Source organism: Acidobacteriota bacterium (assembly GCA_040756905.1).
GTDB lineage: Bacteria > Acidobacteriota > Aminicenantia > JBFLYD01 > JBFLYD01 > JBFLYD01.
The window spans coordinates 125,479-151,890 of record JBFLYD010000043.1 but is presented as its reverse complement, the minus strand read 5'-3'; the positions used below and the strand labels follow the sequence as shown (position 1 = coordinate 151,890).

Here is a 26,412-nt window from a genome sequence, read left to right as displayed (position 1 = left end):
CTTTTTCAAATTCTGATTTCATCGAAAAAGTGGCCGGAATAAATCGGAATGGGTGGCCACTTTCAATCAGAATCAGTGGCCGGTTTGAATCGGAATCGATGGCCACTTTGGATCGGAATATACACATTCAATACAATCTTTATTTGATTGAGAGAGAGAATAATTATGTAGTATTAATATAGTTAATATGGTGAAGATAAAATGTCTAATTATGAGTGCCACAGTATATATAAATTTACCACATAAGCAATTATAAATCAAAGTTTTGTAGTAAGCGAACTTAATGTGTGGTCAAGAAGGGCAAGCTGATTTAAATTGAAATAAATTGAAAATTTATGGTAATATTTTTTATAATGAAAATCAAAAAAGTAATTTTACTTTTAGTATCAATTGAGTTCATCTATTCAGCAGAAATATCCGATATTAAATTAAGATTTTACGAGGATGACCTTTTTTTATCATTCAGAGTTGATGAGGCATTTACCCAGAAAGTAATAGATAGGGTAAGAAGCGGATTGGAAACAAATTTTATCTATAAGATTCATATTTCAAAGGATAGGAATTTCTGGAGAGATAAGGTATTGATAAAGAAAGATATTATTTCAACTGCTAAATTTGATGTTATAAAAAAACAGTATAATTTAACCAGAAAAATTGATAATCAGATAGTTGAAAGTTCGTTTACGGATTCTGAAAAAGAAATGAGATTATGGATGACTCATATCTCTGAGGTAAAAATATCTCTTTTATCAGTTTTGAAAAAAGAAAGCAGATATTATTTGAGGGTTAAAGGTATTTTACTTAAAAGGTCTTTATTGAAAATTGTTCCATCCAATCTTTCGACAAAGTGGAAGAGAAAAGATTTTATTTATTAATTAAAAAATGGAACAGAAGAAAAGAATAAATAGAATTATTATCACGCTCCTCCTTTTATTATTTTTACTCCTGATATTCATTCAGATATTTATAATGAAATCCAAGGAATTGTCCATTGAGATTCTTTCAAACATGGCTTTAAATTTTTTTCTTTTCAACATAATTATAATATTAATCCTTACTCTATTGTTTGTTCTTGGCAGAAACTTATTAAAGCTTTACACTGAAAGGAAAAATAAAATTCTGGGCTCCCATTTTAAAACAAACCTTGTGATATTTTTTATCGGTTTTTCCATCATTCCTACATTACTTCTTTTCATTTTTGCTTCAGACCTGATAAACAAAAACATAGAGAGCTGGTTTAAAACTCCAATTGATGAGGTTATTAAAAATTCTCAATCAATTGCTGAAGCTTACTATTCAAAAATTGAAGAAAATGCCCAGATATTTTCGGTTGCAATGTCTGAAGAAATTGAAAAAAAATACCTGTATTTACTCCAAAATAGAGATTTGCTTCAGGATTATTTTAAAGAGAGGATGTTTAAGTATAAACTTGATTTCCTAACTGTATTAATAAATGGAGATGAATTTACATTGATAAACCCTGCTCTTCCCTTAGAAGATTACAAGGAAATACCACCGTTAATGATTGAGAAAGCTTTTAGTGAAGGTTATTTAAAAAAAATCGACCCCATGGGGAAAGGCGAGATTGTAAGATATGGAACTGTCTCGAGTTTTGGATCATCGGTGAAAATGCTTACAATAATAGGAAAATTCATTCCAGAAAGTCATTTTCGAAATTTAAGAAGAATATCAGCCGATTTGCAGAAATATCAACAGATAAAAATTTATAAAGATCCTATGAAAACTACTTATTTTCTGCTTCTTTTATTCATCACATTGCTTCTTATATTTGCAGCAAGCTGGCTCGGGTTTCATCTTGCAAAAGGGATTACATTACCCATTGAAAAGTTGGCAAGTGCTACAAAGGAGGTATCAGCAGGTAATCTGGATGTGAAAGTTGAACATCCGGCAACCGGAGAACTTCAAATTCTTATAAATTCGTTTAACAACATGATTAATGAATTAAAGGAAAATCAGATTTATATAGCTCAAAAGACCGATGAGCTTGAAAAAAGAACCAAATTTATTGAAACAATTTTGAATAATGTATCAACTGGTGTAATTACACTCGATTCGAATGGAATGATTACAACTGCAAATCCTTCTTCTTTAAAAATTTTAAATTTGAATGAAGATAATGTATTGGGGAAGAGCTATACTCAGATTTTTAATTTACCCCAATACTTAGATATAAAAAATACAATAGAGAAGGCATTCAAAAGTAAATTCAAGATAACAGAAAGGGAAATCGGTCTTGACCTGGATGGAACATCAATAAGTCTTACTTTAAATCTAACTCCTTTAAAAGACACAGGCAATAAATTTTTGGGAATGATTATGGTTCTTGATGACCTTACTCAATTGATAAGAGCCCAAAAGATGGTGGCCTGGAGAGAAGTTGCTCAAAGAGTTGCCCATGAAATAAAAAATCCATTGACCCCGATCCAGCTCTCGGCAGAGAGGATCTTAAAAAATATAGACAAAAGCAATAGAGAATATAAAAAGATAGTAGAAGAAGGGGTTAGTACAATAATGAAAGAAATTGATTCAATAAAGAAACTGTCAACCGAATTTTCAAAATTTGCAAGAATGCCGGTTCTTCAATCAAAACCATCGAGCATTCATAAAGTAATAGATGAGATAGTAGACATGTTTAAAGAAATGTTTCCAGAGGTAAACTTTCAAGTTAATTTCGCCTATAATGTCCCTGAAAGAGTAACTTTTGATCCGGATCAGATGAAAAGAGCACTGATTAACGTATTAGATAATGCAGTTGAAGCGATGGAAAAACGAGGGGATATCACCATATCAATTTCATACAATGAGGACTTACAGTATATAAAGATAGAAATTGTCGATACCGGTCCAGGTATTCCCCCTTCCGAAAAACATAAGCTGTTCACCCCTTACTTTTCTACAAAAAAGAGAGGAAGGGGTCTCGGCCTTGCGATAGTTAATGAGATAATCTCTGAACACAATGGCTATATTTCGGTTGAAGATAATAGCCCCAGGGGAACGAAATTCATAATAGAACTTCCTGTGTGAAGAAAATAGAAAATGAAAAATGCAAAGATTTTAATTATTGATGATGAGCTGGGTGTTCGAAATTCTCTTAAAGGAATTCTTGAAGATGAATCATTCATTGTAAAAGATTTTGAAAAGGGGGAGGATGGAGTAAGAGCATTTCAGAGAGAGGGATATGATTTAATCCTTTTAGATGTCTGGTTGCCTGGTAAGGATGGATTGGAAATTTTGAAAAAGGTAAAGGAGATTGATGAGAATTGCCCTGTTATTATGATATCAGCTCATGGGACGATTGAGACAGCAGTGAAAGCAACAAAATTAGGGGCTTATGATTTTCTTGAAAAACCATTGTCTTCAGAAAAAGTTATACTAACAATAAATAATGCTCTTAAACAAAAGAAACTGGAAGAAGAAGTTTCGCTTTTAAGGGATAAAATAAAAGCCAAATATGTACTTGTTGGAGAAAGCAAGGCAATAAAGAAATTAAAAGAACTGATTGATTATGTTGCTCCTACAAATGGAAGGGTTCTTATCGCAGGAGAAAATGGCACAGGGAAGGAGCTGGTAGCAAGATTAATTCATGAAAAAAGCCACAGAAAAGACAGAAATTTTGCAGAAATCAATTGCGCTGCAATTCCTGAAGACTTGATAGAGAGTGAACTATTCGGATATGTAAAGGGAGCATTTACAAATGCATTAAAGGATAAAAAAGGAAAATTTCTATTATCAGATGGAGGCACTCTATTTCTCGATGAAATAGGAGACATGAGTTTAAAAACACAGGCAAAAGTTTTGAGGGTAATTGAAGAACAAAAGTTTGAACCATTAGGCTCTACCGAGCAGATTTTTATTGATACTCGAATTATAGCCGCCACAAATAAAAATTTAGAGGAAGAGATAAAAAAAGGAAGTTTCAGAGAAGATTTATATTTCAGAATAAATGTTATTCCAATTTGTGTACCACCATTAAGAGAAAGAAAAGAAGACATCCCCCTTCTTTCAGAATATTTTTTAGATCTTTTTTATAAAGAATATGGAAGGGAGAAAAAAATTTTGACATCAGAAGCTATTGATATTTTAATGAACTATAACTGGCCTGGAAATGTGAGAGAGTTAAAAAATTTAATAGAAAGGTTAGTAATAATGGTGAGAGAAACAAAAATAACAGAAAAAGAGATTTTGCTTCCAGAGAGAAAATCTGAATATTCTGAAAGAGTTGATTTTTTGAGTTTACAGGAGGCAAAGGATTTTTATGAGAAAGAATTTATTTTAAGAAAATTGAAAGAAAATGGATGGAATATTTCTAAGACCGCAGAAATTTTAAAAATGGAGAGGAGCAGTCTTTATAAAAAAATGAAAGCCTATGGAATTTCGATTGAGAGATAATTTAAATTTGTATAATATCAACTTTATATAAAGAGACCTCTTAAAAAGCTCCAGATGCAAGGCGCAGTGAAGCTTTGAGCGGAGGCGTACTTCCTGTACGTTGGAGCGATAAAGCTGAGACTGCAACGCAGCAAATGGACTTTTTCAGAGGTCTCATACAATTTTATATACAAGGGCAGGTTAATATTATGCTTAAATTTATTGTTAATTTTATCGTTATTTTTGTGTCATCTTTCATTTTTTTTAATTCAAAAGTAAGGGCAGAAGATGATACATGTTTTACCTGTCATGGTGATAGAGATTTAAAAAGGAGAGATGGTTCATCCCTTTTCATTGATGAGGGTAACTACAAAAAATCTGTTCATAAAAAAACTGGGTTTTCATGCGTTACCTGCCATGTTGATTTAGAAAATATCCAAGATTTTCCCCATGATGAAAAGCTTAAAAAGGTAGACTGTGCCAAATGTCATTCAGATATAGAAGAAGAATATAAAGAAAGCATCCATTTTAAAACATCTTATGGAAGATCCAAACCAGCTGATTGCATTTTGTGTCACGGAAGTCATTATATATTTGAAAAAAGCAATCCACAGTCAAGTATACATCCCCTTAAATTACCAGGAACATGTGAAAAATGCCATTTTAATAATGTAGAGACTCCACGGGGAATAGGATTTGTAAAGAAATACGGAGAAAGTGTCCATGGAAAGGCAATTTCTAAAGCCGGGTTGATTGTTTCTGCAACCTGTTCATCCTGCCATGGAGCTCATGATATTAGAGATGTAAAAGATCCGCAGTCAATGATTCATAGAAGAAAGGTGCCGTATACATGTGGTAAATGTCATGAAGGAATATTATCCGATTATTTAGAAGGAGTTCATGGAAAGGATTTTGTAAAAGGAATTAAGGATGTTCCTGTATGTACTGACTGCCATGGAGAACACGAAATTTTGTCTCATTTACAGAATAAGTCCCTTGTTTATGCAACAAAAGTTGCAGAAAATTGTAGCAAGTGTCATGACGATGAAACATTATCAAGAGAATTTGGGTTACCTTCATACAGGATGAAGACTTACCTTGGTTCATACCATGGAATCGCTTCTGAATATGGGGAAACAAGAGTTGCCAACTGCGCAAGCTGTCATGATTATCATAATATCAGGCCCTCAAATGACCCAAAATCTTCAATTTACCTAGACAATATTCCAAGTACCTGTGGCAAGTGTCATCCAAAAGCAGGGCCAAATTTTGCAAAAGGAAAGATCCATGAGTGGAGAGAGAAAAAGTCAAATATCTGGGGTTTTATTATAAAAAAATTCTATACAATCTTTATAAGTGTTTTAATTGGAAGTTTTTTAATTTATATATCAGTTGACCTTATAGCAAAATACAAAAAAAATAGAAAAAGAATTGAAAGATTTTAGTCAATGGGAACCTAAATGGTCAGAAAAGAAATTGAACGGAAGGCTCGCCGCAATCCCGCCCCGCCCTCTGTGTTTTATCTTGGCACGAGAGACATGATTACAAGGGAAGGATGTGATTAGAAATATCTCCAATAAAGCCAATAGCTTAGAGGGCAGGACAGGTAAGGCGAGCAATATTAATGATAAAATACCTTACCGTCGAAGAATCCCCGCCATTTATTGCGGGGTTCTTCAAATCAGATTAGGAGAAAGAGTGATGGAGGAAAGAATTTTGATTCGCGACGATGAAGAATTTGAAAGGATGAGTTTAAACGAAAGAATCCAACATGTTCTGTTAATCATTTCTTTTTTTGTTCTGATTATAACTGGTTTTCCAATTTTATTTTACGAATTTAAAGCTTTCAAATGGCTATTCTTCTTCCAGGGAAGTTTTGCTTTAAGAGGCATTCTACATCGCATTGCTGCAGTGTTGTTAATAGTTCTTTCGGTATATCATGTTTTTTATGTAATCTTCTCTGACCGAGGGCGAAACAATGTGAAACAGTTAATGCCGAAATGGAAAGATGTACAGGATGCTTTTGGAATATTTATGCATAATTTGGGATTTACTCGATTCCTGTATAAGAGGGATATATTAAAAAATTTTTTTAACAGAAATCCCTCCTGGCTTTTTTTAGAGCCACCAAAATTTGAGCGATATAATTTTATTGAGAAATTTGAATATTTAGCAGTGGTCTGGGGGTCATTTGTAATGATAATCTCAGGTTTCTTTCTCTGGTTCGAAGAAGTTTCAATCGCGCTCTTTCCCAAATGGGTTTATGACGTGTTTAAAATTATTCATGGTTATGAAGCATTGTTAGCATTTTTGGCAGTGATAGTATGGCATATGTATAATGTCCATTTAAACCCTGAAAATTTTCCAATGAGTAAAATCTGGATAACAGGAAAAATTACTGGAAAAGAACTTAGACTTCAGCATCCTCTTGAATATGAAAGAATCTTAAATGAAAGAAAGAAAAGAGGTCAACCACCCCTTCGCTCAGAAGATGGTTGACCTCTTATTAAATAAGTTTATTATTATTACCAATGTAATTTTAATTCTATTTACTTGGAACTGGATGAGCGATTGATGTCCAGCTTGTTTTAAAATCAAATTCTTTTACTTCATGGTATGAGTTATCTTTCTTATGGCAGGTTAAACAATGCATTTTTATAGCATCTTCATTAGCATAAACAATTAACCCATTCTGAATGGAAAGATCTCTATTTTTCATTACATTCATAGCTTTGTAATCATTTCCAGCTCCATGGCATGCTTCGCATCCTACTCCGTCAGCTTTTAAATTTGGTGCAGCACCAGCATAGGGAGAATGGCAGGAAAGACATTTCTCATTTTCAGAAGGGTTTGAAATTCCTGCTTTATTCCCGATTTCTTTTGCTTTATCAGAGGAAAGAGCTTGGAATGATTTTGAATGTTTGGATTCCATCCATTTTCCATATTGGTTGCCTGACTTTTCTGTTTTATGACAGATCTTACATTTGTCGACACCAATGTATTGATGCTGTCCATATGAAAATGACACAAATGTAAATAAAATGACGAATACAAATAAAAGTTTTAACAGCCCTTTCTTCATATCTTCCTCCCGATTTTAATAATCAAAAAATATATATTTATTAATTTTAGACATAATGTCAAGTTTTTTAGAGGTGGGTACATCCGAATTTTTTAAGATGCTTGTTCTTACAATTTAATAGTGATCAACAAGGGTGACTTCGAAAACACGCTGTATTTTCCCCAGTCCCGCACTAACTTATTATTACCTAATACAAACGCATTAAATAAATTGTAGGGCAACCCTTTAGAGCCTGCCCCGAACTTGATTCGGGGGTTGCTTAATGCAAGGCTAAAGCCTTGCCCTACATGTAACAATATTTTATGCGTTTGCTATAAATTAAGGAATTCATAATATCTCTACTTCAATCACTTAATTTTTTTGGAATGAATACAGTTAGTGCGGGAGCACTCATGCTTTGCTCTTCCTCCCCAATTCATTGGGGAGGAAACCATGCCCGCTCCGCATTCGTGACGGTTTTCAGGAACCTTCGGTTTCTCCGCCACCCTTCCTGCTCACTCTTTTCTTTGTTAGAAAAATTGTTAAGTTCAAAAAATACAATTTTGAAAAATTCGGATGTGTCCCTAATTTTAAATTTTAATTAACTCAATCTTTAGAATCTTCTTTGTTTTTTCAGTTATTTTAAAATTTTCTGAAACTGGAAGAGAGAATACCCATATAATTTCATTCTCTGATAAAAAAATTGGATATTTATCCCTTTCCCTTGGGAGAATGCTTTTCTCTCTGAAAATTTCATTTATAAATCTTTTCCCATAGGCTCCCAATGGTTTGTATCTATCACCATTTTCCCTATTTCTAATATGGATGGGAAAACTTATCTTATCAAAGTCAAGATAAACTCTTTTTCTATCATCAAATTCAGTATAAATTCTATTTTTTATATCAATTAACTCAGCATGGAAGCTAAAACCTAATTCCTTTATGTATATTTTTTCGTTAGGATTGAGCTCGAAGGAATAATTTATTTTTTCTGGTTTTGATGTTTTATTGAACAGGTAATTTCCTTCCCTTCGAATAATGTATCTTCCAGGAAGAATTATTTCCTTTTCTTTTTTAAGATTTAGGATGTCTTCTACATGTTTGAATGATATTCGTCTTAAAGAGCCTATAATATTTTTTAAAAATCTTCTTACAATCCTTCTTTTTGCGGCAAGTGAATAACTAATTAGTTTTTCAAGATTTATTGCAAGAGAGCCATCGAATAAATCTATAACTTTATCGTAAATATCTGCTTCCACTAATTCGTTCAACTCATTTTCCTCTCTGATAATTTCTGCAGCTTTTGCAATGTTGGAGATGAGTTTTTTTCCAAAGTCTCTTTGGAGGTATGGGATTAACTCATGCCTTATCCTGTTTCTCAAAAATTTTACATCCAGATTTGTCTTATCCAATCTATAAGACAGGGTTTTTTCTTTTAGATAAAATTCAATTTCCTCGCGGCTCAGTTCTATTAAGGGTCTTATGATACTTCCTTCACTTACTGGAAAAATAGAAGATAAACCAGTTAATCCTGAGCCTCTTAAAACTCTTATTAGAAAAGTTTCCGCTTGATCGTTAAGATTGTGGCCCAGGGCAATTTTCTGAGCTTTTATTTCATCTGCAAGTTTATAGAAGAAATCATATCTTAAAATTCTTCCTGCTTCTTCCAGATTAACCTTTTTTTCCTTTGCAAACCTTTTCACATCGCAGGAGAAAACTTTTATAGAAAGGTTCAGGGATCTGGCGATTTCTTTAACGAATTCTTCATCATCTTCAGATTCTTTTCCTCTCAACTTATGATTAACATGACAGAGATAGATTTTTATCGGAAATGTTTTTTTATAATCTAAAAGAAGATGAAGAAGAGCAACTGAATCAGGTCCTCCAGAGAGTCCTACGATAACTAAATCGTTCTCAGAAAGAAGATTGTATTTTTTTATGGTATTCCTGAATTTTTCATCGACTACTTTTAAATTGAGCATTTATTCTTTTAATGTAGTGTGATGTTCCATAAATATCTTCACAAACAAACAACTTCTCATAAAGCACACTGAAGGGGTATGGGGAAGGCACTTCCCCAGCCTGGAGAGCGAAGCGTCTAAGGAGATCTTTCTCCCATAGGGAAAGCGTTGTGTCACAATAGAATAAGGAAAGGTATTTAAGTGATACAGTAGTAGGATATGGCGGTGAAGGGAATCGAACCCCCGACCTAGCGGATATGAGCCGCTTGCTCTAACCATCTGAGCTACACCGCCTTGCCTTAATTTTATGGGATTTAGAGAAATGTGTCAATCTTGCGGTTTTTCGACTCTTATTTCACCTGGAGAAGCATAAAAATCAATGTTTTTTCCTTTGGCATCGTAAGCTTTTAGATTCATTATTTCAACAATTGTGGTTCCCTCAGAAATCGCTTGGAAGGTAATTTTTAATAATGGCCCTATTCCTGATGCTCCTTTTGATAAGATTGGTGAGCTTATTCCGACAAATATTTCTCCTGCTGAATTATCAATGTTTTTTAATATCGCTCCAGGCTTTCCATCTATGTAAAAGAAAGATTCCAGACTGACATCTTTTGCTTTGGCAATTTTCGGGTCAAATTTGATCGAAAAATTTATGTTTGAAACAGGTGTTTCAGCTTCTGCTACAATGCTTAAATCAAATTCCTTTTCTGGAAGAGATACGATTGAAGAAGGAACGAATGAAAGGGAATTGAAAACTTCTTTTTTTTCAACTTCCTCTGGTTTTATTTCTTCTATTAATCTTTCTTCTGGTCTTAACTCAACATAAGGAAATGAACCAGGAAGTGCTGCTCCCTCTTCAGGTCCAATCCATAATGGTTCTAAATCCTTTGCCTGAATTGGCAGAATTCTTACTATGTGGGGAGTTAAAGTTAAGATTATATCAGTTTGAGTGATTTGTGTTTCATCCGTTGATAATAAATCCCCTAAGATTGGAATTCTTCTTATTCCAGCTAATCCTTTTAAAGATTTTCTTTCATCATCCCTTAAAAGTCCTGCAAGAAATGATGTCTCTCCCTCTTTTAGTCTGATTATATTTGAAACCTCTCGATTTCCAATTATCGGGAGGTCTGCATATCCATATCCTGCAAGGGAAGTAATTGAGATTTTTACCTCAAGACTTATTTCTTCTTTTGAATGAATTTTTGGTGTAATCTTAAGGACAATTCCAACGTCTTTGTATTCATAGGATACAACTGGCTGTTGAGGAATACCCCCACCAGCGAATGGAGTGAAAGTTGTGATTGGAACAGGAATTTTGTCTGTTATCAGGAAGGATATCTCCTTAGAATCAACCCCCCTTAACTTTGGCTGGGCAATAATTTTTGTATGGGCATCAGTTTCAAGGAATCTTAGAAATGAGGTTGGTATGTTGAGGAAAAAATCAGAAGACTTGAACGGAGTTAATTTATCAATGCTTATCCATCCTTCAAGGCTTTCAGGTGGCTCATATTTCATTCCAATAGTATATAAGCCAAAGTCAATTCCATATTGTTGGAGCTTAGTTCTGTTAACTTCCATAATTTCCAGCTCGATCAATACCTCGCCAGTTGGCTTGTCGAGTTTTTTTATTATTTTTTCAATATTGTTAAGAATAAAAGGGCTTTCTCTTACTGTGATTGAGTTTGAAGTTTTGTCCACTGCAATATTCTGGGTCCTGAAGATAAGAGAGATGATCTGTCTTAGAGAATCTGGGTCAGCATACTGCAGATAGAATGTTTTCAATGCATTTACCTCATACTGTCTTCTTTTAATCGGATTATCTGGAACTATGATCAGAGTTTTCGGGTCAACAACTCTCCAGAAATTTTTTGATACCATGCAAAGAGAGCCAAGAGCCTGTTCAAAATTCATATCTTCAAGGGAGATTGTAATAGGTATATCTCTGAATGTTTCGTCAAAGAGTATGTTCACTTCAGCCCATTTCGAAAGAGCTTGGAATATGGATTTTAAACTTGTTTCTGTAAACTTCATTTTTAGCTTTTCTTCTATGGGTTTTATTCTTACCGGAAGTTGTAATTCTTCAACTTTTTCTTTTTCGACCTCTTTTTTCTCTTCGATTTTTACCATCTCTTCTATTATCATTAAGTTTGAAGGGTCATAATTCAAAGCATTTCTGTACTCTTTTAGTGCTTCTTCTCTATCCCCCTTTTTAAGGAGCTCCCTCGCATTTTTAAGATGAAAAATTGATGCTTCGATTTTTGCTCTTATCAAACTCATTCTATAAACTGAATTTTTTGGAGACTCCTTTAAAGCTAATTCATAATATTTAATTGCCTTTTCAAAGTCCTTGTTCATTGAAGCCTGAAGTCCTTTTTTATAGTATTCATTGTAGACTGCACAGGAAGTTAAAAGACAAGCAACTATGATTAATGTAAATATTTTTTTCATTGTTTTTCCTCCAGATTAATTATAAGTTTTTTTCCATTTGGAACTAATATCTCAATTTCTTTTTCAGTTATTTTTATTATTTTACTTCCATCCATTAGAATCTCCCCTTCTTCTACAATCAGGATAGTATCGTTCAAGTTCAATACTGCAATTTTTTTCTTACCTCCATGAATAATTCCAATAAATTTAATTTCTAATTCATTTTCTTCATTTTTTAGCTCTTCATTTTTTGTTGTATTTTTTAGAGAGGGACTATTATAGTGAGGAGAGAAAAGATTTCGTTTTGGCATTTCTATTTTTTCCGATTTCTTTTTTAGAAGATCAGTCTTCAGAATTTTTTTATCTTTTTCTTTTCCTATAGAATGAAGCTCCGATATCGATAATATGAGTAACATACTTATTATTATTCTTGAATTCATTTTAGATATGCGTATAATTTTATTTTGATTTCTAATTCATCCTGAGAGATATTCGAAAAATTCAATTTATTTATCATTACAAAAATATCTTTATTTTCCACTGCATCTAAAAACTTTGTAAAATTGAAATAATTTCCTCTAATTAAAAAATCTAACTCATAAAGGGATATTCCCTCACCAATTTCTCTGAGTGAATACCTGATATTATTGACTTCGAGCCCAGATGATTGAGAAAGTCTGTCGATTTCTTTTCTAATGGGAATTATTCCCTCTCCTGACGGAAAAAAATATTCCTTTTCAACCTGCTTTAAATCTGAAATTGCCTTTTCCCAGTTAATCTGCCTTTCTTTTATTTCATTAAATTTTTCTCTTAGGTTAAGAAAGGATGTTCTTTTTGAATTGTATTCATCGATTGTTTTCACGTAAGAGCTCTTATAATTTGTAAGGAACCATTTATTAATAATCAGATTTAAGAAAATTAGAAATATTAAAAAATAGATAACTTTTTTTTCTCTATCTGTTATTATCATTTTTTATTTTAGTACTATTGATGATGATATTAAAAGCCTGCCTTCACTTTTTTTCTCTTCGAGTATTGAAATATTTTCTACCTTTGGTTCTTTTTTGATGTTTTCTACAAAATTCAAATATGTTCTTAAGTCCTGAAATACAATACTTGTATCTAAAATTTTTTTATCACCCATTCTTGGAGAAAGGGAAAGAAGATAGGAAGAAGGGGGCAGATATTTTTCAAGTAAGGAAAAAATTGAGATCCATGAAAAAGCTTTATTTTCAATTATTTTATTTATTATTTCAATCTTTTTACCATAAATGCTTTGAAATTTTTTTAGGGATGCGTTAAATTCAGCGTTTTCTTTCTCCATATTTTTAATTTGTTTGTTAATATTTTCGATTTCCTGAATAAGAGCCTTTTTATTTTTTGATGTTTTATAATAGTTAAATAAATTGTTTGACATTAAATAAGATACTGCAAAAATAAGAATTGTGCTGATTGTTAAGAAAAGTTTTTTATTTCTTGGAGGATTTGAAGCTAAATTTATCTTTATTTCCACTATTCTCTCCAGAGGGGAATTCCCATTAGAGGTCTTAATATTTCAGACAAATCATTCGGGATTTTTTCAAAGTCTGATTCAGAAATATTTTTAAAATATTTGATTTTATCTTTGTAATTTTCCTGTTGGATTTTGATATTATTCTTTCCAGCCATATCTCTAATCCATATGCTTTCCATGACTTTATTTTCCCTTTCCTCAATCCATTTTATAGTTGAAGTTATTTCACTGGAGAATCCTTCATCAATCAGGGGTTCATTTTTTATCCTGTAAATTATCGGTTTATTATTAGCCATGGCAAAGAATGATGTGTAGCTTAAATCTCGATTTACCAAAAGCAAGTTTCTCTCATTCTTTAAGCAATTGTATAATGTAAATGTTGGAATATTTACGTAAGAAATTTTTTTTCCCATGGAGTTGAAGAATATTTCCCATTCTGATATTACATTTTCATTAATTGCAAGAGCTAAGATGTTATAAATTCCATTTCCATTTTTGAAAATGTCATACGAGATTCTTAAGTTTTTATCAATTGGAACAGATCTTTTTATTTTCCATTTAACAAATTCAATCGCCTCCCTTTTTTCTCTTGGAAATGAGTTAGATGAAAATATGAATACTTTAGATGAGCTTTCAGGGATTAACAATGAAATGCATGGCTCTTTTTTGAATTTGTTCAATTCAATGGATAATACATCCTTTAGTTTTTTTTCATCAAGAATATTTCTGTCTTTCCAGTCTTCATTTATTATTCCTTCTTCAATTTTTCTGTAGAAATTATTTTTTATTTTTCCTGTTTTTAATTCTCTCTCCATCCCAGAAATGTATTTTGATGTTATTTGAATATTTACCGCTGGAAAGTAAGATCGGAGAAAAAAATTTTTTAATCCTTCTAAGAATAATTTCATTATTCTACAAATGTTACTTTATTCAATTCCTTAAGGCTTGTGATTCCTTTTATAACTTTTTCAATGCCAGATTCTCGTAAGGGTACCATCCCTTCTGATTGAGCAACTTTTTTTATTTCTGAGGTAGGCTTTCTTTCAAGAATCATTTCTCTTATTCTATCAGAAAGCTCGAGGATTTCAGCAATGGCTGTTCTCCCTTTGTAACCTGTATGATTACAGTATCTACATCCATTGGGTTCATAAAAATTTGCTTCCTGACTTAAAGAATAATTTATTCCTGAACTTTTTATTTCTTCTTCACTATAAACCACTTTCAATTTACATTTTTCACATAAGACTCTTACGAGACGCTGAGCTAAGATACAATTGAGGGAGGATACAAAACTATACGGGTCAACTCCCATGTGGATGAATCTTCCGATAACATCGAAAACATTGTTTGCGTGAACTGTGGTAAAAACAAGATGCCCTGTCAGAGCAGATTGAATTGCAATCTGAGCTGTTTCCGGGTCCCTTATTTCTCCTACCATGATTTTATCCGGATCATGTCGCAGGATTGACCTCAATCCCCTTGCAAATGTCAGCCCCTTTTTTTCATTTACCGGAATCTGAGTTATCCCCTGAATTTGATATTCAACCGGGTCTTCTATGGTTATTATCTTATCCTCAGGAGATTTAATTTCATTCAAAGCCGCATAAAGGGTTGTTGTTTTTCCAGAGCCAGTGGGTCCTGTTACGAGAACCATTCCGTAAGGTTGGGTTATATACTTTTTAAATTTTTTTAGGACTTCATCTGAAAAGCCCAAATGGTCAAGCTTTAATTCTGTGAGTGCTTCAGTAATCATCTCCTTGTCGAGTATTCTTATAACAGCATCTTCTCCCCAAATCGAGGGCATTATCGAAACTCTAAAATCGATCGTTCTATCCTTAATTTTTAGCCTGAACCTTCCATCCTGAGGGACCCTTTTTTCGGAGATGTCAAGTTCTGACATAACTTTTACTCTCGAGATTATGGAAGACTGAAATTTTTTATCGATCGGTTCCATTGCAGGATAGAGCACTCCGTCAATTCGGTATTTTATCAAAACATTTTTTTCTTTTGATTCTACATGAATATCAGAAGCTCTTTTTTGAACAGCTGAAAATATTATCGAATTAATCAATTTTATTATTGACTTATCGCCTTCAACCAGCTTCTCAACTGAAATTTCCTGTTCTTCTTCGCCTTCTTTTTCAATAATCTGGACAATGAATCCTTCTGTGGCTTCTTTTAGGAGTTCATCTGAGATTTGGCTTCTTCTCAATGCTTCAAGAATTTGATGGGGAGGCGCAGCGAAAATTTTCAATTTTTTTCTTGATACAAACTCAATCTCATCAATCGCTGTGATATTTGAAGGATCACCGATAGCAATACTTAAAATTCCATCTTCTTCTTTGAATGGAATAAAATTGTACCTATAGAGAAAATCAACAGGAAACAATTTTAGCAACTCTCCGTTTATCGGAGCTGAGAGGATATCAATTTTATCCTTCATCATCTCACTATCCTGATTATATTAAATAATGGAACATAAACAGAAAGAAGAATTCCGGCTATTAAAATTCCCATGAATATAATTACTACTGGCTCAACGAGAGAAACAAGAGAAGAGTATGCAGATTCATTCCTATCTTCATAAAAGACAGCCACATCATTTAACATCGAATTAAGGGAAGCAGTAGATTCTCCAACTCTTATCATTTCAATTGAAATTGGAGGAAATATGTCTGTTTTTTCAAGAGAGTTTGAGAGGCTTTCTCCTCCCTTTATGTATTCTGGAATTTTCTCTAATTTTTTTTTGAGATATAAACTCCGGATTGTTTTTGATGCTGTCTCAGCAGCAGATACAAGTGGAATTCCTCCCTGCAGAAGAAGGCTTAATGTTCTGCAGTAGATAGATATTGTATTCCTTATTATAAAGCCTGAGATATATGGTGATTTTACAAAAAATTTATGAAAGAAGAGCATCCATTTTTCTTTCTTTACCATCCGAGAAAGAAAAATTCCAATGATAATAATTAAAATAAAAATGTATAAAATGCTTTTTTTCATGAAAAGCGCGATCGATATTAAGAGATTGGTTATAAAAGGAAGACTCGCCTCAAAATCCTTGTAGAAAGAGTAAAATCGTGGAATAATAAAAGAAAGAAGGGCTGCAAGAATTATCAGAGAAAATATAAATAAAATTACTGGGTATGCAAGAGCCATTTTTATTTTTTGTTTTAGTAATGAAATCGCTTTTAAATATCCGATGAATCTTCTGAGTGTCTCTTCTAAGTTTGCTGTTCTTTCTCCAGCCAGAAGTGACGCAGTGTATATTTTAGAGAAGTGAATCTCCCATTTTGAAAACGCTTCTGATAAAGATTTTCCTTTTTTAAGGTCCTCTTTTACTTGGAAAAGTATTTCTTTGAGTTTAAGATTTTTCATTTTCTCCATTGAGATCTCAATAGCCTTCAATATTGGGATTCCTGATTTTATAAGAGCCAGAAATTCTTGATTGAAAATTATAAAATCCAGTGGTTTAATTTTTCGTGAAAGGGAAATACTCGGTCTTGATAAAGAATAGCTCCAGTCTTTTTTTATCTTTAATAAAAAATAACCCCTCATTTCAAAGTAATTCTTTACCTCTAATTCGTTTTCACCAAGGAATGATTGAACTATTTCATTTCCTTTATCATCAAGCATTCTGCATACATAATTTGGCATATAAATCTATTTTTGAGAATATAGGATTACCCCTCTTTTGTCAATATAACCTGAAGAGACCTCTGAAATAGTCCATCTGCTTCGTTGCAGTCTCAGCTTTATCGCTCCAACGTACAGGAAGTACTCCTTCACTCAAAGCTTCACTGCGCCTTGCATCTGGAGCTTTTTAAGAGGTCTCTTCTATACTATACAGAGAAAAAATAATCAATCTTATGTTTTTTAAATAAATTTAATTTATGAAGCTCGTTTTAAACTAAAACTTGTAAAATTAAATTATCTTTTATCCATCGGGACATAATGAGCGTCAATTGATCCTATGTATATGGCTCTTGGTCGATAGATTCGATTGTCAACTAATTGCTCGAGTATCTGGCATGTCCAGCCAGTTATTCTTGAGATTGCAAATATTGGAGTAAATAGATCCATCGGAATATCCATCGCGCTGTAAATCAAACCTGAGTAGAAATCAACATTTGGGTAGATTCCCTTTGCTTCTCCAAGAGTTTCTATCATTATTTTCTCTATGAGTTTTGCCATTTCCAACCATTCTTTCATATCTTTTCGGACTTCAGCAAATTTTTCTGCATAACTTTTCAAAATGGCTGCTCTCGGGTCGTAGTATTTATATACTCTATGTCCAAAACCGCTTATCTTCTTTTTGTTTGAAAGGGCATCTTTTATCCAAGCCTCGGTCTTATCAACTCCACCAATTTCTCCTAACATTTTCATTACTTCTTCATTCGCTCCACCATGAAGAGGTCCTTTCAAGCTTCCAACTCCAGCAGTTACAGCTGAATATATATCTGATAGAGAAGAAACTACGACTCGGCAGCTTAATGTGGATGCGTTCATTTCGTGGTCTGCATGCAATATAAATCCGACATCCATAGCTTTTGCCTCAAGTTCTGAAGGCTCCTTTCCTCTTAACATGTAAAGAAAGTTTTTTGCATGATTGAAATTCAGGTTTGGCGCTACGAAATCTTTACCATTTCTGTGCCTATTAAATGCTGCAACGATTGTAGCGAATTTAGCGATTAATTGGATTGCTCTTTCAATATTTGTTTCTCTTGAAATATCTTCTTTGTTAGTATCAAGCATTCCAAGGATAGAAACTCCGGTTCTTAAAGCTTCCATCGGATGAGCTGTCTTTGGAAACATTTTAATCATATTTAAGAGTTCAGGAGGGAGAATTCGATTTTGTTTCAATTTTTGGTCAAATTTTTCAAGCTCATCTTTTTTCGGGAATTCGCCAAACATCAGAAAATAAGTGGTTTCTTCAAAAGTGGAATATTCCGCAAGTTCTTGGATGGGAACACCTCGATAGATAAGTTTTCCTGCCAATCCATCAACAAAACTTAGGGATGATTCAGTAAGTATGACTCCTTCCAAGCCTTTGGCATACTCAACTTTTCTACCAGCTTCGGCTGCAAATTTTGATACTTCAGATTTTTCTTGTGTCATTATTGCTATCCTCCTTTATTAATTTTTTTATTAAAAAATTTATGTATAAAATAAAATAAATTTTCATTTATAATTATACTCAAGTCCACTCTCATATTTTTCATTCCAATTTCCTTTTTAAATATAATTATTATTTATGGGCATGTCAATAAGAATGTCTTGATGACGCAAAGAGAAAGGTCTTTTCTCTGCTTATCCAAGAAAGACTTATCAGTCTGGAATTGGTGCAAAAGATTCTTCAGTGGCGACACATTTTTGGCCATCTGTCTTAAAAAATGGACATCTTGAATTATATACATTCAGTATTTTCAATGATAGAATAATGGTATGATTTTTGCATAAAAATCAATGGAAAAAAGATGTTGGAGGTAAGCAATGAGTTTTAGATTAAAATTTAGATCATTTCCTTTCCTTTTGTTTTTGTCTCTGGCCTGGGAAATTGCTACTTTTCCATTATATGCTCAGTATTTTGGCCGGAATAAAGTCCAGTATGAGCACTTTGACTTTAAGATTATGAAAACAAAGCATTTTGACATATACTTTTATCCTGAAGAACAACAGGCTGCAGAGATTGCCGCCCGACTTTCCGAGCGCTGGTATGCCCGCCTTTCCCGAATCCTCAAATATCAGCTAAAAGGCCGTCAACCGCTTATTCTATACTCCAGTGCAACCCATTTCCAACAGACCACTGCCATTCCCGGCGTAATCGGCGAAGGCACGGGCGGTGTTACCGAGACCTTCAAGCGCCGGATTGTTCTTCCCTTTGGGGTTTCTTTGGCTGAGATTGACCATGTCATCGGCCATGAGTTAGTCCACGCTTTCCAGTTTGACATCACTTCCCAGGGAAATCCAGGAGGTGCTCGTCAAGCTCCTACTGCTCTTCGCCTGCCTCTTTGGTTTATTGAAGGGCTGGCAGAATATCTTTCTCTGGGCCCCGCTGATCCCAACACAGCAATGTGGATGAGGGATGCAAGCCAAAGAAAAAATATTCCCCAGATTGCCAAACTCGAAGATCCACGCTATTTTCCATATCGCTATGGACAGGCGCTCTGGGCCTATATTACTGGAAGATGGGGAGACGTAATGGTATCCAAAATCATGAGCGCTGTCGGCAGGTTTGGAGATTATGAAGTTGTGCTGCAGAGGATTCTGGGTGTACCTTTAAAAAAACTCTCCACAGACTGGCAGGAAGCGACAGAAAATGCCTATTCTCCACTTTTACAAACGACTTTTGTTCTGCCCTTAACACCTCCTGGTGAATACTCGATGGCAACAAAAAAAGCCCATTCCACATCTTTTCAAACGACCCAGAAAGTTGATGCTTCAAGCAGACTTTTAATTAAGGGAACTGAAGAAGGTTCATTGAATATCTCCCCTTCTTTGAGTCCCAATGGAAAAGAAATAATTTTTCTTTCCACAAGAGATTTCTTCTCTGTGGACATGTACCTGGCTGATGCTTTGACAGGGAAAGTTAGCCGAAGAATCACCAAGACATCTCTCGATCCTCGCTTTGAAAGCATACAATTCATAGGATCGGCAGGCTCATGGGATATCGAGGGAAAGAGGTTTGTCTTTGGGGCAGTGGGCAAAGGAAAACCAGTCCTTTCATTCTATAATGTCAATGAAGGAAAGATTGAAGAGGAAATTCCTTTTGCCAATCTCGGAGAGATCATGAACCCGACCTGGTCGCCTGATGGAAGTCGCATTGCTTTTACAGCCTTAACAGGGGGACTATCAGATATCTACATCTACAACCTCAAAAGTAGCGAATTGCAGAAAATTACCGATGACCCCTTTGCTGACCTTCATCCAGCCTGGTCTCCTGATGGTAGCCAAATTGCCTTTATCACCGATCGTTTCACCACAGACCTTTCCATCTTGAGCATCGGAAATTACGAGATCGCTTTGCTAAGTCCAGAATCAGGTGAAATAAAAAGAATACAGGGTTTCCGCCCAGCCAAAAATATAAATCCTCAATGGTCTAAGGATTCAAGGAGTATCTATTTTGTTTCGGACCAGAATGGGATTTCAAATATTTATAAGCTTGACATTGTAAGTGAAAAAATCTCCCAGGTGACTAATTTATACACTGGAGTAAGCGGTATTACAGCTTTGAGTCCTGCCATTTCAGTAGCACAGCAAACTGGCCGTCTTGCTTATTCTGCCTATGACGATGGAAAATACAGTATCTTTACCATAGATTCCTCAGAGGCATTGGCAGGCAATCCATCCTTAGCCCAATTTGACCAGATCAATCCCTCTGTTCTCCCCCCTAGAAAACAACCTGAAGGAGAGGTGTTCAGCCTTTTAAAGAATCCAAATCTGGGTCTGCCCAAGGAGGCCACTTTCCAGATAGAAGATTATAAACCAAAATTGAGCCTGGATTACGTCAGCACTCCTCAAATGGCTGTCGGAATTGATCGTTACGGTGTTCTTGGCGGAGGTGGCTTAACGCTCTTCTGGAGCGATATGCTCGGGTATCATACTGTGGCAACGATGCTTCTAGCAAGTACCAGGATTAAGGACAGTGCTGCTCTTGTTGGCTATCAGAATGTAAAATCTCGCTTGAATTGGGGAGCAGTAGTCCAGCGTATCCCTTATGTCACTGGAGGATATGATTATTCAATTGGAAAAGTCCAAGGTCAGTGGGCAGATATTGAGCAGGAGTATATTTTCAGACAGTCAAACTATGATCTTTCAGGATTTGTCTCTTATCCTTTTAACCAGGTTCGCCGATTTGAGCTTGCTGCTGGTTATCGCTTAATCGATTTTGACATGGAGATTTATACCCGGGCCTATTCCCGCCGTACCGGCACTCAAATTTTCTACAGTGTAATGGATTTACCAGCACCTGAGAGTATCAACTTTGGCTATGCAAGCTCAGCTTTAGTCTACGATAGTTCCTTTTTCGGTGCAACCAGTCCCATTCTTGGCCAGAGCTATATTTTAGAATTTTCTCCGGTTATAGGTTCTATTTCCTACAACTCAATTTTAGCCGATTATCGTCGTTATTTTATGCCAGTTAAGCCTTTCACTTTAGCCTTTCGCCTCCTCCATTATGGTCGCTATGGCAGAGATGCAGAAGATGAACGACTCTGGCCATTATTCCTGGGCTATGAGACATTGGTTCGAGGGTATAACTCAGACTCTTTTAGTGTGAGTGAATTCGCTTCTAATACAGATAGCTTTAATTTCAATCGACTGATCGGTAGCAAAATGATAGTCGCTAATGCAGAGCTTCGATTCCCTCTTTTTCGAGTTTTAGGTATAGGAAAAGGATTTTATGGGGCGTTCCCGCTTGAATTCCTTGCCTTTTATGATTGGGGATTAGCCTGGGATGAAAGCGAGAAAGCCTGGTTTTTGGGCGGAGAGAGGAAACCGGTCTCGAGCATAGGTATTGGCTTGCGAACCAATCTCTTTGGTTTTCTAATTCTCGGCCTTGATTATGTTAAACCGTTCAGCAGGCCCTATAAAGGCTGGTACTTCCAGTTCACCTTCACACCTGGATTTTAAATAAAGATATAAATTTTATTTTTAGCTGGAGAAAAATCTCAATACTATCAGCACAGGTAATTTTTAATGGCCTGTAAGCTTTAATCTGGGTCTTCCTTTCTGTTAATTGAATAAATATTATGCTACTTATGCTTTTTCAAGAAAATTTACAGGCACTTTCCTTGACACTGGGAAGTTCAATTAATATAATTCACTATCAATTGATGAACTATATATTATTTTTTTTATTTTCATTTATTTCAATCGGATCAATCATAGCAATTATATTTATAAATAATACTTTATACAACGCACTCCTCTTAGTCCTTTCTTTTCTCGGAATAGCCGGGTTTTATGCATTGCTTTCATCTCCTTTTCTCTCTGTAATTCAGATAATTATCTATGCTGGAGCGATAATGATATTGTTTATATTTGCAATAATGTTGATTGATATAAGAAAAAAAGAAGAAATAAAGCTAAGGTTTACAAATAAGCTTTCTATTATTCTTGCCATATCTTTCTTTATTTTGTTATCGATTCCAGTGGCATCTCTTATCTTTCCCCGGCCAGAAATTGAAGGAAACCAATATGGAAATGTTGATCTAATAGGAGAATTTCTTTTTAAGGATTTCCTCTATCCTTTTGAAATCACCTCAATTTTAATAATTGTTGCTCTGATTGGAGGAATTATTCTTTCGAAGAAAAAAATATGATCCCTTTGTCCTATTTCATTTTTGTGAGTTTTTTACTTTTTTCTTTGGGAATAATCATGTTTTTTTTAAAAAAAGATTTGATCGCTATATTAATGGCTATTGAAATAATGTTAAATGCTTCAAACCTCTGTTTACTCTCTTTTTCAAGATATAATTCAATTCCCCGAGGGCAGGTGATCGCATTATTTATAATAACAATTGCAGCGGCAGAAGCAGTCATAGGACTTGCTATTATCCTCAATCTTTCTCGAGTTAAAAAGGGAATCAGGGCTGATGAGGATGTTAACTTACTGAAAGGATGAATTTAGAGAATATTTTCTGGATAATTCCTGTTTTTCCTGGTCTTTCTACAATTTTCCTGGCTATTTTTAATAGATATTTAAAAAAAATCTATGTATCTTATATAGCATGTGTTTCAGTTTTTTTATCTTTTATTTTTTCTCTCGTCTCCTTGGTTTTGATTTTAAAAATCCCTGTAGATAAATATCCTGTTATTAAAGTCTTATACACATGGATCAAAGCAGGAGACTTTCAAGCCCCTATATCCTTCCAATTCGACCCCCTCTCAGCAGTGATGTGCCTTGTTGTCACAGGAGTAGGATTACTCATTCACATATACTCCATTGGATATATGGGAGAGGATAGAGGATACGGAAGGTATTTCACCTATTTAAACCTTTTCACCTTCTCTATGTTAATTCTTGTCCTCTCCTCAAACTTAGCATTGATGTTTGTAGGATGGGAAGGAGTTGGACTATGCTCTTACCTCCTCATTGGATTCTGGTATGAGAAAGATTCTGCCTCAAATGCAGGAAAAAAAGCATTCATAGTTACAAGAATAGGGGATTTTGGTTTCCTTCTGGGAATTCTTCTCACATACTTCACCTTTGGTTCTCTGGAGTTTCTTCAGATAGAGAAAGAGATTCTCTCTGGAGAGATAGGAAAAGGAGTATCCATCACAATATCCCTTCTTCTTTTCTGTGGGGCTGTAGGAAAATCAGCCCAGATTCCCCTCTATGTCTGGTTACCAGATGCCATGGAAGGACCAACTCCTGTCTCTGCACTCATTCATGCAGCCACAATGGTTGTTGCAGGAGTTTACATGGTTTCAAGAATGAATTCTCTTTTTACATTCTCTGAAGTCTCTCTTTTAGTTGTTGCAGTTGTAGGTGGTGTAACTGCCCTTTACTCTGCCACAATGGCACTGGTTCAAAATGACATAAAGAGAATCCTCGCCTATTCCACAATCTCCCAGATAGGTTATATGTTTTTAGGATGTGGTGTTGCCTCTTTCTCCTCTGGAATGTTTCACCTTGTAACCCATGCATTCTTCAAATCACTCCTTTTTCTCTCTGCTGGCTCAGTGATTCACTCCCTTTCTGGTGAAATGAATATTGAGAGGATGGGAGGAATGAAGAGATACCTTCCACTCACATTTCCATCATTTCTCATAGGAGCCCTTTCCATATCCGGTGTCCCTGGTCTATCTGGTTTTTTCTCAAAAGATGAAATACTCCTAAGAGTTTATCAAAGTGGAAACCTCTCTCTCTACATCCTTGCTCTTATAACAGCCTCCCTCACCTCCTTCTACATGTTTAGACTCATATTTTTAGTATTCTACGGAGAAAAAAGAAATGATTCCCATCCCCATGAATCTCCTCCTGTCATGACTTATCCCCTCCTCATCCTCTCTTTTCTCTCCCTCATAGGAGGATATCTTGGTCTTCCAGAGACACTTGGAGGGAGAAACTGGTTTGAAGAGTTTCTCTCACCAGTTATAAAGCTGAAAAACACTCACCACTCCCTCTCCCATCAGGGAGAGTTCCTCCTCATGACTCTTTCCTCCTTAGCAGCACTAACTGGAATACTTATCTCATGGCTCTTTTACATAAAGAAAAGAAACCTCCCAGAGATACTCTCCCAGAGATTCAGAAGAACATACAACCTCCTTTACAATAAGTATTTTGTTGATGAGATTTACAATTTTATTTTTGTGAATCCGATTGTTTCTGGATCAAGGGCTCTGTGGGAAAAGTTTGATTTAGGAGCGATAGATTGGACTGTTGACCATTCTGCTTCAACCACTGATAAATTCAGCAAAATTTTGAGTGGGTTTCAATCAGGTTATTTCCGCGATTATGGATTTTTAATTCTTCTGGGTATGATTTCAATTTTGAGTTTCTGGCTTATGTATTGATGGAAAAAATTCCAATTTTAAGCTTGATAACTTTTTTGCCTTTAGCAGGAGCATTAATTCTTATATTTATAAACCGAAATAGAGAAAATTTAATAAGATATTTTTCTTTTGCAATTTCTCTTTTAAATTTTATAGTATCTTTAAAACTATACATAAATTTTAATCCTGGGTTATCCAGTTTTCAGTTTCAGGAAGAATACTCATGGATAGGAATGGGAATAAATTATACGATGGGAATCGATGGGCTGAGTCTCTTTCTTGTGTTACTTACTACTTTCCTGATGCCCATTTCTTTTCTTTGTTCATGGACAGCTATAGAAGATAGAGTTAAAGAATTTAACGTATTCATGCTTTTACTTTCAACAGGTATGATTGGGGTATTTGTATCTCTGAATTTATTTCTTTTTTATGTATTCTGGGAGGTCACCCTGATTCCCATGTATTTTCTCATAGGAATCTGGGGAACAGGGAGAAAAATTTATGTAACAATAAAGTTTATATTATTCACCATGTTAGGAAGTCTTTTAATGCTCGTTTCATTTTTTGTCCTTTATTCTATTTACTATAAAGCAACAGGAAGTTTTTCTCTTGATTTTCAGGATTTATCAAGGTTGATATTAAGCCCTTCAGTTCAAATATGGTTATTTCTTGGTTTCTCTATATCTTTTGCGATTAAGGTTCCATTGTTTCCATTTCATACATGGCTTCCTGATGCTCATACTGAGGCTCCAACTGCTGGTTCTGTTCTGTTAGCAGGTGTTTTATTAAAGATGGGAGCATATGGATTTATAAGATTTGCCTTTACTTTATTTCCAGATGCTTTAATGATATGCAGATCTTACATTGTTCTTTTAAGTTTAGTGGGAATCATATATGGAGGTTTAATGGCTCTTGCTCAGAAGGATGTAAAAAGACTCGTAGCTTATTCTTCAGTTAGCCACATGGGAATGGTTATGCTTGGACTTCTAAGCCTAAACAGAGAGTCGGTTGAAGGAGCTATTTATCAAATGTTGAGCCATGGAATAAGTACAGGAGGTCTTTTTTTGGTAGTTGGGTTTCTTTATGAGAAAGCTCATACAAGAATAATAGATGAATTTGGAGGTCTTTCAAAACAACTACCTTTGTTTTCAGCAATTTTTGTAATAATAATGCTGTCTTCTATAGGTCTTCCTGGGTTAAACGGGTTCATAGGAGAATTTTTAATATTGATTGGAGTATTTAAAGTAAATGTAGTCTGGACAGCTTTAGGAGCTACCGGGATTATTCTATCAGTTGCATATCTTCTCTGGGCCTTTCAAAGAGTAATGCAGGGAAAAATTAAAAATGAAAGATTTTTTAATTTTAAAGATTTGAATTTGAGAGAACTTTTTTATTTTTTGCCCATAATTTTCTTCATATTCTGGATGGGAATCTATCCCAATTTCATCCTGAAAAGGACAGAGAATACAATATCTAAAATCCTAAATGACATAAAATATCATGAAAAGATTGTGGTAGAAGATTTAAGTAAAAAAATCAAATTTATAAACATGAATTAATCAGCA

21 protein-coding genes and 1 tRNA gene are annotated in these 26,412 nt (G+C 34.6%); 11 read left to right on the top strand and 11 right to left on the bottom strand.

All coding sequences use genetic code 11. The features are described 5' to 3' along the window. The 6 genes from AB1410_07400 to AB1410_07375 form a co-directional block, all read left to right on the top strand. The coding region (locus AB1410_07400) for a hypothetical protein (GenBank protein ID MEW6456517.1) at positions 1 to 182 on the top strand (182 nt) is incomplete at its 5' end. A gap of 153 nt (positions 183 to 335) precedes the next feature. Next, positions 336 to 875 carry a DUF4390 domain-containing protein gene (locus tag AB1410_07395; GenBank protein MEW6456516.1) on the top strand — a complete coding sequence of 180 codons (540 nt, stop codon included), beginning with the start codon at positions 336 to 338 and terminating at the stop codon, positions 873 to 875. 7 nt (positions 876 to 882) lie between these two features. Beyond that, positions 883 to 3,045: an ATP-binding protein gene (locus AB1410_07390; protein MEW6456515.1), complete on the top strand. Its 2,163-nt coding sequence runs from the start codon at positions 883 to 885 to the stop codon at positions 3,043 to 3,045. A 12-nt stretch (positions 3,046 to 3,057) separates the two neighbouring features. After that, positions 3,058 to 4,410 (top strand): sigma-54 dependent transcriptional regulator, encoded by a 1,353-nt coding sequence (locus tag AB1410_07385; protein MEW6456514.1) that lies wholly within the window; start codon positions 3,058 to 3,060, stop codon positions 4,408 to 4,410. 188 nt (positions 4,411 to 4,598) lie between these two features. Then, the gene (locus AB1410_07380; GenBank protein MEW6456513.1) at positions 4,599 to 5,834 is read left to right on the top strand and encodes a cytochrome c3 family protein; all 1,236 of its coding nucleotides are present in this window, start codon (positions 4,599 to 4,601) and stop codon (positions 5,832 to 5,834) included. Positions 5,835 to 6,090: 256 nt separating this feature from the next. After that, entirely contained in the window at positions 6,091 to 6,888 is a 798-nt protein-coding gene (locus AB1410_07375; GenBank protein ID MEW6456512.1) for a cytochrome b/b6 domain-containing protein, read from the top strand. A gap of 46 nt (positions 6,889 to 6,934) precedes the next feature. Here the strand turns inward: AB1410_07375 and AB1410_07370 are convergent, their stop codons facing one another. The 11 genes from AB1410_07370 to AB1410_07320 all read right to left on the bottom strand — a co-directional run bounded on the left by AB1410_07370 (position 6,935) and on the right by AB1410_07320 (position 18,466). Then, positions 6,935 to 7,471 carry a multiheme c-type cytochrome gene (locus tag AB1410_07370; GenBank protein MEW6456511.1) on the bottom strand — a complete coding sequence of 179 codons (537 nt, stop codon included), beginning with the start codon at positions 7,469 to 7,471 and terminating at the stop codon, positions 6,935 to 6,937. A gap of 569 nt (positions 7,472 to 8,040) precedes the next feature. Then, positions 8,041 to 9,432, bottom strand: a complete 1,392-nt coding sequence (tilS, locus tag AB1410_07365; GenBank protein MEW6456510.1) for a tRNA lysidine(34) synthetase TilS — start codon at positions 9,430 to 9,432, stop codon at positions 8,041 to 8,043. 199 nt (positions 9,433 to 9,631) lie between these two features. Next, a tRNA-Met gene (locus AB1410_07360) sits at positions 9,632 to 9,705 on the bottom strand. 33 nt (positions 9,706 to 9,738) lie between these two features. Further along, a complete protein-coding gene (locus AB1410_07355) occupies positions 9,739 to 11,859 on the bottom strand; it encodes a secretin N-terminal domain-containing protein (GenBank protein MEW6456509.1) in 2,121 nt (706 codons plus the stop codon). Beyond that, the gene (locus tag AB1410_07350) at positions 11,856 to 12,278 is read right to left on the bottom strand and encodes a hypothetical protein (GenBank protein ID MEW6456508.1); all 423 of its coding nucleotides are present in this window, start codon (positions 12,276 to 12,278) and stop codon (positions 11,856 to 11,858) included. Before AB1410_07350 ends, AB1410_07355 begins: the two co-directional genes overlap by 4 nt. Beyond that, on the bottom strand, positions 12,275 to 12,700 hold the full coding sequence (gene pilO / locus AB1410_07345; protein MEW6456507.1) for a type 4a pilus biogenesis protein PilO: 426 nt from the start codon (positions 12,698 to 12,700) through the stop codon (positions 12,275 to 12,277). Before pilO ends, AB1410_07350 begins: the two co-directional genes overlap by 4 nt. A gap of 111 nt (positions 12,701 to 12,811) precedes the next feature. Next, positions 12,812 to 13,351 carry a hypothetical protein gene (locus AB1410_07340; GenBank protein ID MEW6456506.1) on the bottom strand — a complete coding sequence of 180 codons (540 nt, stop codon included), beginning with the start codon at positions 13,349 to 13,351 and terminating at the stop codon, positions 12,812 to 12,814. Continuing rightward, complete coding sequence (locus AB1410_07335; protein ID MEW6456505.1) at positions 13,351 to 14,259, bottom strand: hypothetical protein; 909 nt, start codon at positions 14,257 to 14,259, stop codon at positions 13,351 to 13,353. The genes AB1410_07340 and AB1410_07335 overlap by 1 nt, the downstream gene beginning before the upstream one ends. After that, the gene (locus tag AB1410_07330) at positions 14,259 to 15,797 is read right to left on the bottom strand and encodes a GspE/PulE family protein (protein MEW6456504.1); all 1,539 of its coding nucleotides are present in this window, start codon (positions 15,795 to 15,797) and stop codon (positions 14,259 to 14,261) included. The genes AB1410_07335 and AB1410_07330 overlap by 1 nt, the downstream gene beginning before the upstream one ends. Continuing rightward, positions 15,794 to 16,984: a type II secretion system F family protein gene (locus AB1410_07325; protein ID MEW6456503.1), complete on the bottom strand. Its 1,191-nt coding sequence runs from the start codon at positions 16,982 to 16,984 to the stop codon at positions 15,794 to 15,796. Before AB1410_07325 ends, AB1410_07330 begins: the two co-directional genes overlap by 4 nt. A 294-nt stretch (positions 16,985 to 17,278) precedes the next feature. Next, entirely contained in the window at positions 17,279 to 18,466 is a 1,188-nt protein-coding gene (locus AB1410_07320; protein MEW6456502.1) for a citrate/2-methylcitrate synthase, read from the bottom strand. A gap of 375 nt (positions 18,467 to 18,841) precedes the next feature. Here AB1410_07320 and AB1410_07315 point away from each other — a divergent pair, with 375 nt between their 5' ends. From AB1410_07315 to AB1410_07295, 5 genes are all read left to right on the top strand, one after another. Continuing rightward, positions 18,842 to 21,979, top strand: a complete 3,138-nt coding sequence (locus AB1410_07315) for a BamA/TamA family outer membrane protein (protein MEW6456501.1) — start codon at positions 18,842 to 18,844, stop codon at positions 21,977 to 21,979. Positions 21,980 to 22,107: 128 nt separating this feature from the next. Continuing rightward, a complete protein-coding gene (locus tag AB1410_07310; protein ID MEW6456500.1) occupies positions 22,108 to 22,671 on the top strand; it encodes an NADH-quinone oxidoreductase subunit J in 564 nt (187 codons plus the stop codon). Continuing rightward, positions 22,668 to 22,973 (top strand): NADH-quinone oxidoreductase subunit NuoK, encoded by a 306-nt coding sequence (nuoK, locus tag AB1410_07305; protein MEW6456499.1) that lies wholly within the window; start codon positions 22,668 to 22,670, stop codon positions 22,971 to 22,973. The genes AB1410_07310 and nuoK overlap by 4 nt, the downstream gene beginning before the upstream one ends. Further along, positions 22,970 to 24,868, top strand: coding sequence for an NADH-quinone oxidoreductase subunit L (nuoL, locus tag AB1410_07300; GenBank protein ID MEW6456498.1), 1,899 nt, complete (start codon positions 22,970 to 22,972; stop codon positions 24,866 to 24,868). Before nuoK ends, nuoL begins: the two co-directional genes overlap by 4 nt. Further along, a complete protein-coding gene (locus AB1410_07295; protein MEW6456497.1) occupies positions 24,868 to 26,406 on the top strand; it encodes an NADH-quinone oxidoreductase subunit M in 1,539 nt (512 codons plus the stop codon). Before nuoL ends, AB1410_07295 begins: the two co-directional genes overlap by 1 nt. Positions 26,407 to 26,412: the final 6 nt, after the last annotated feature.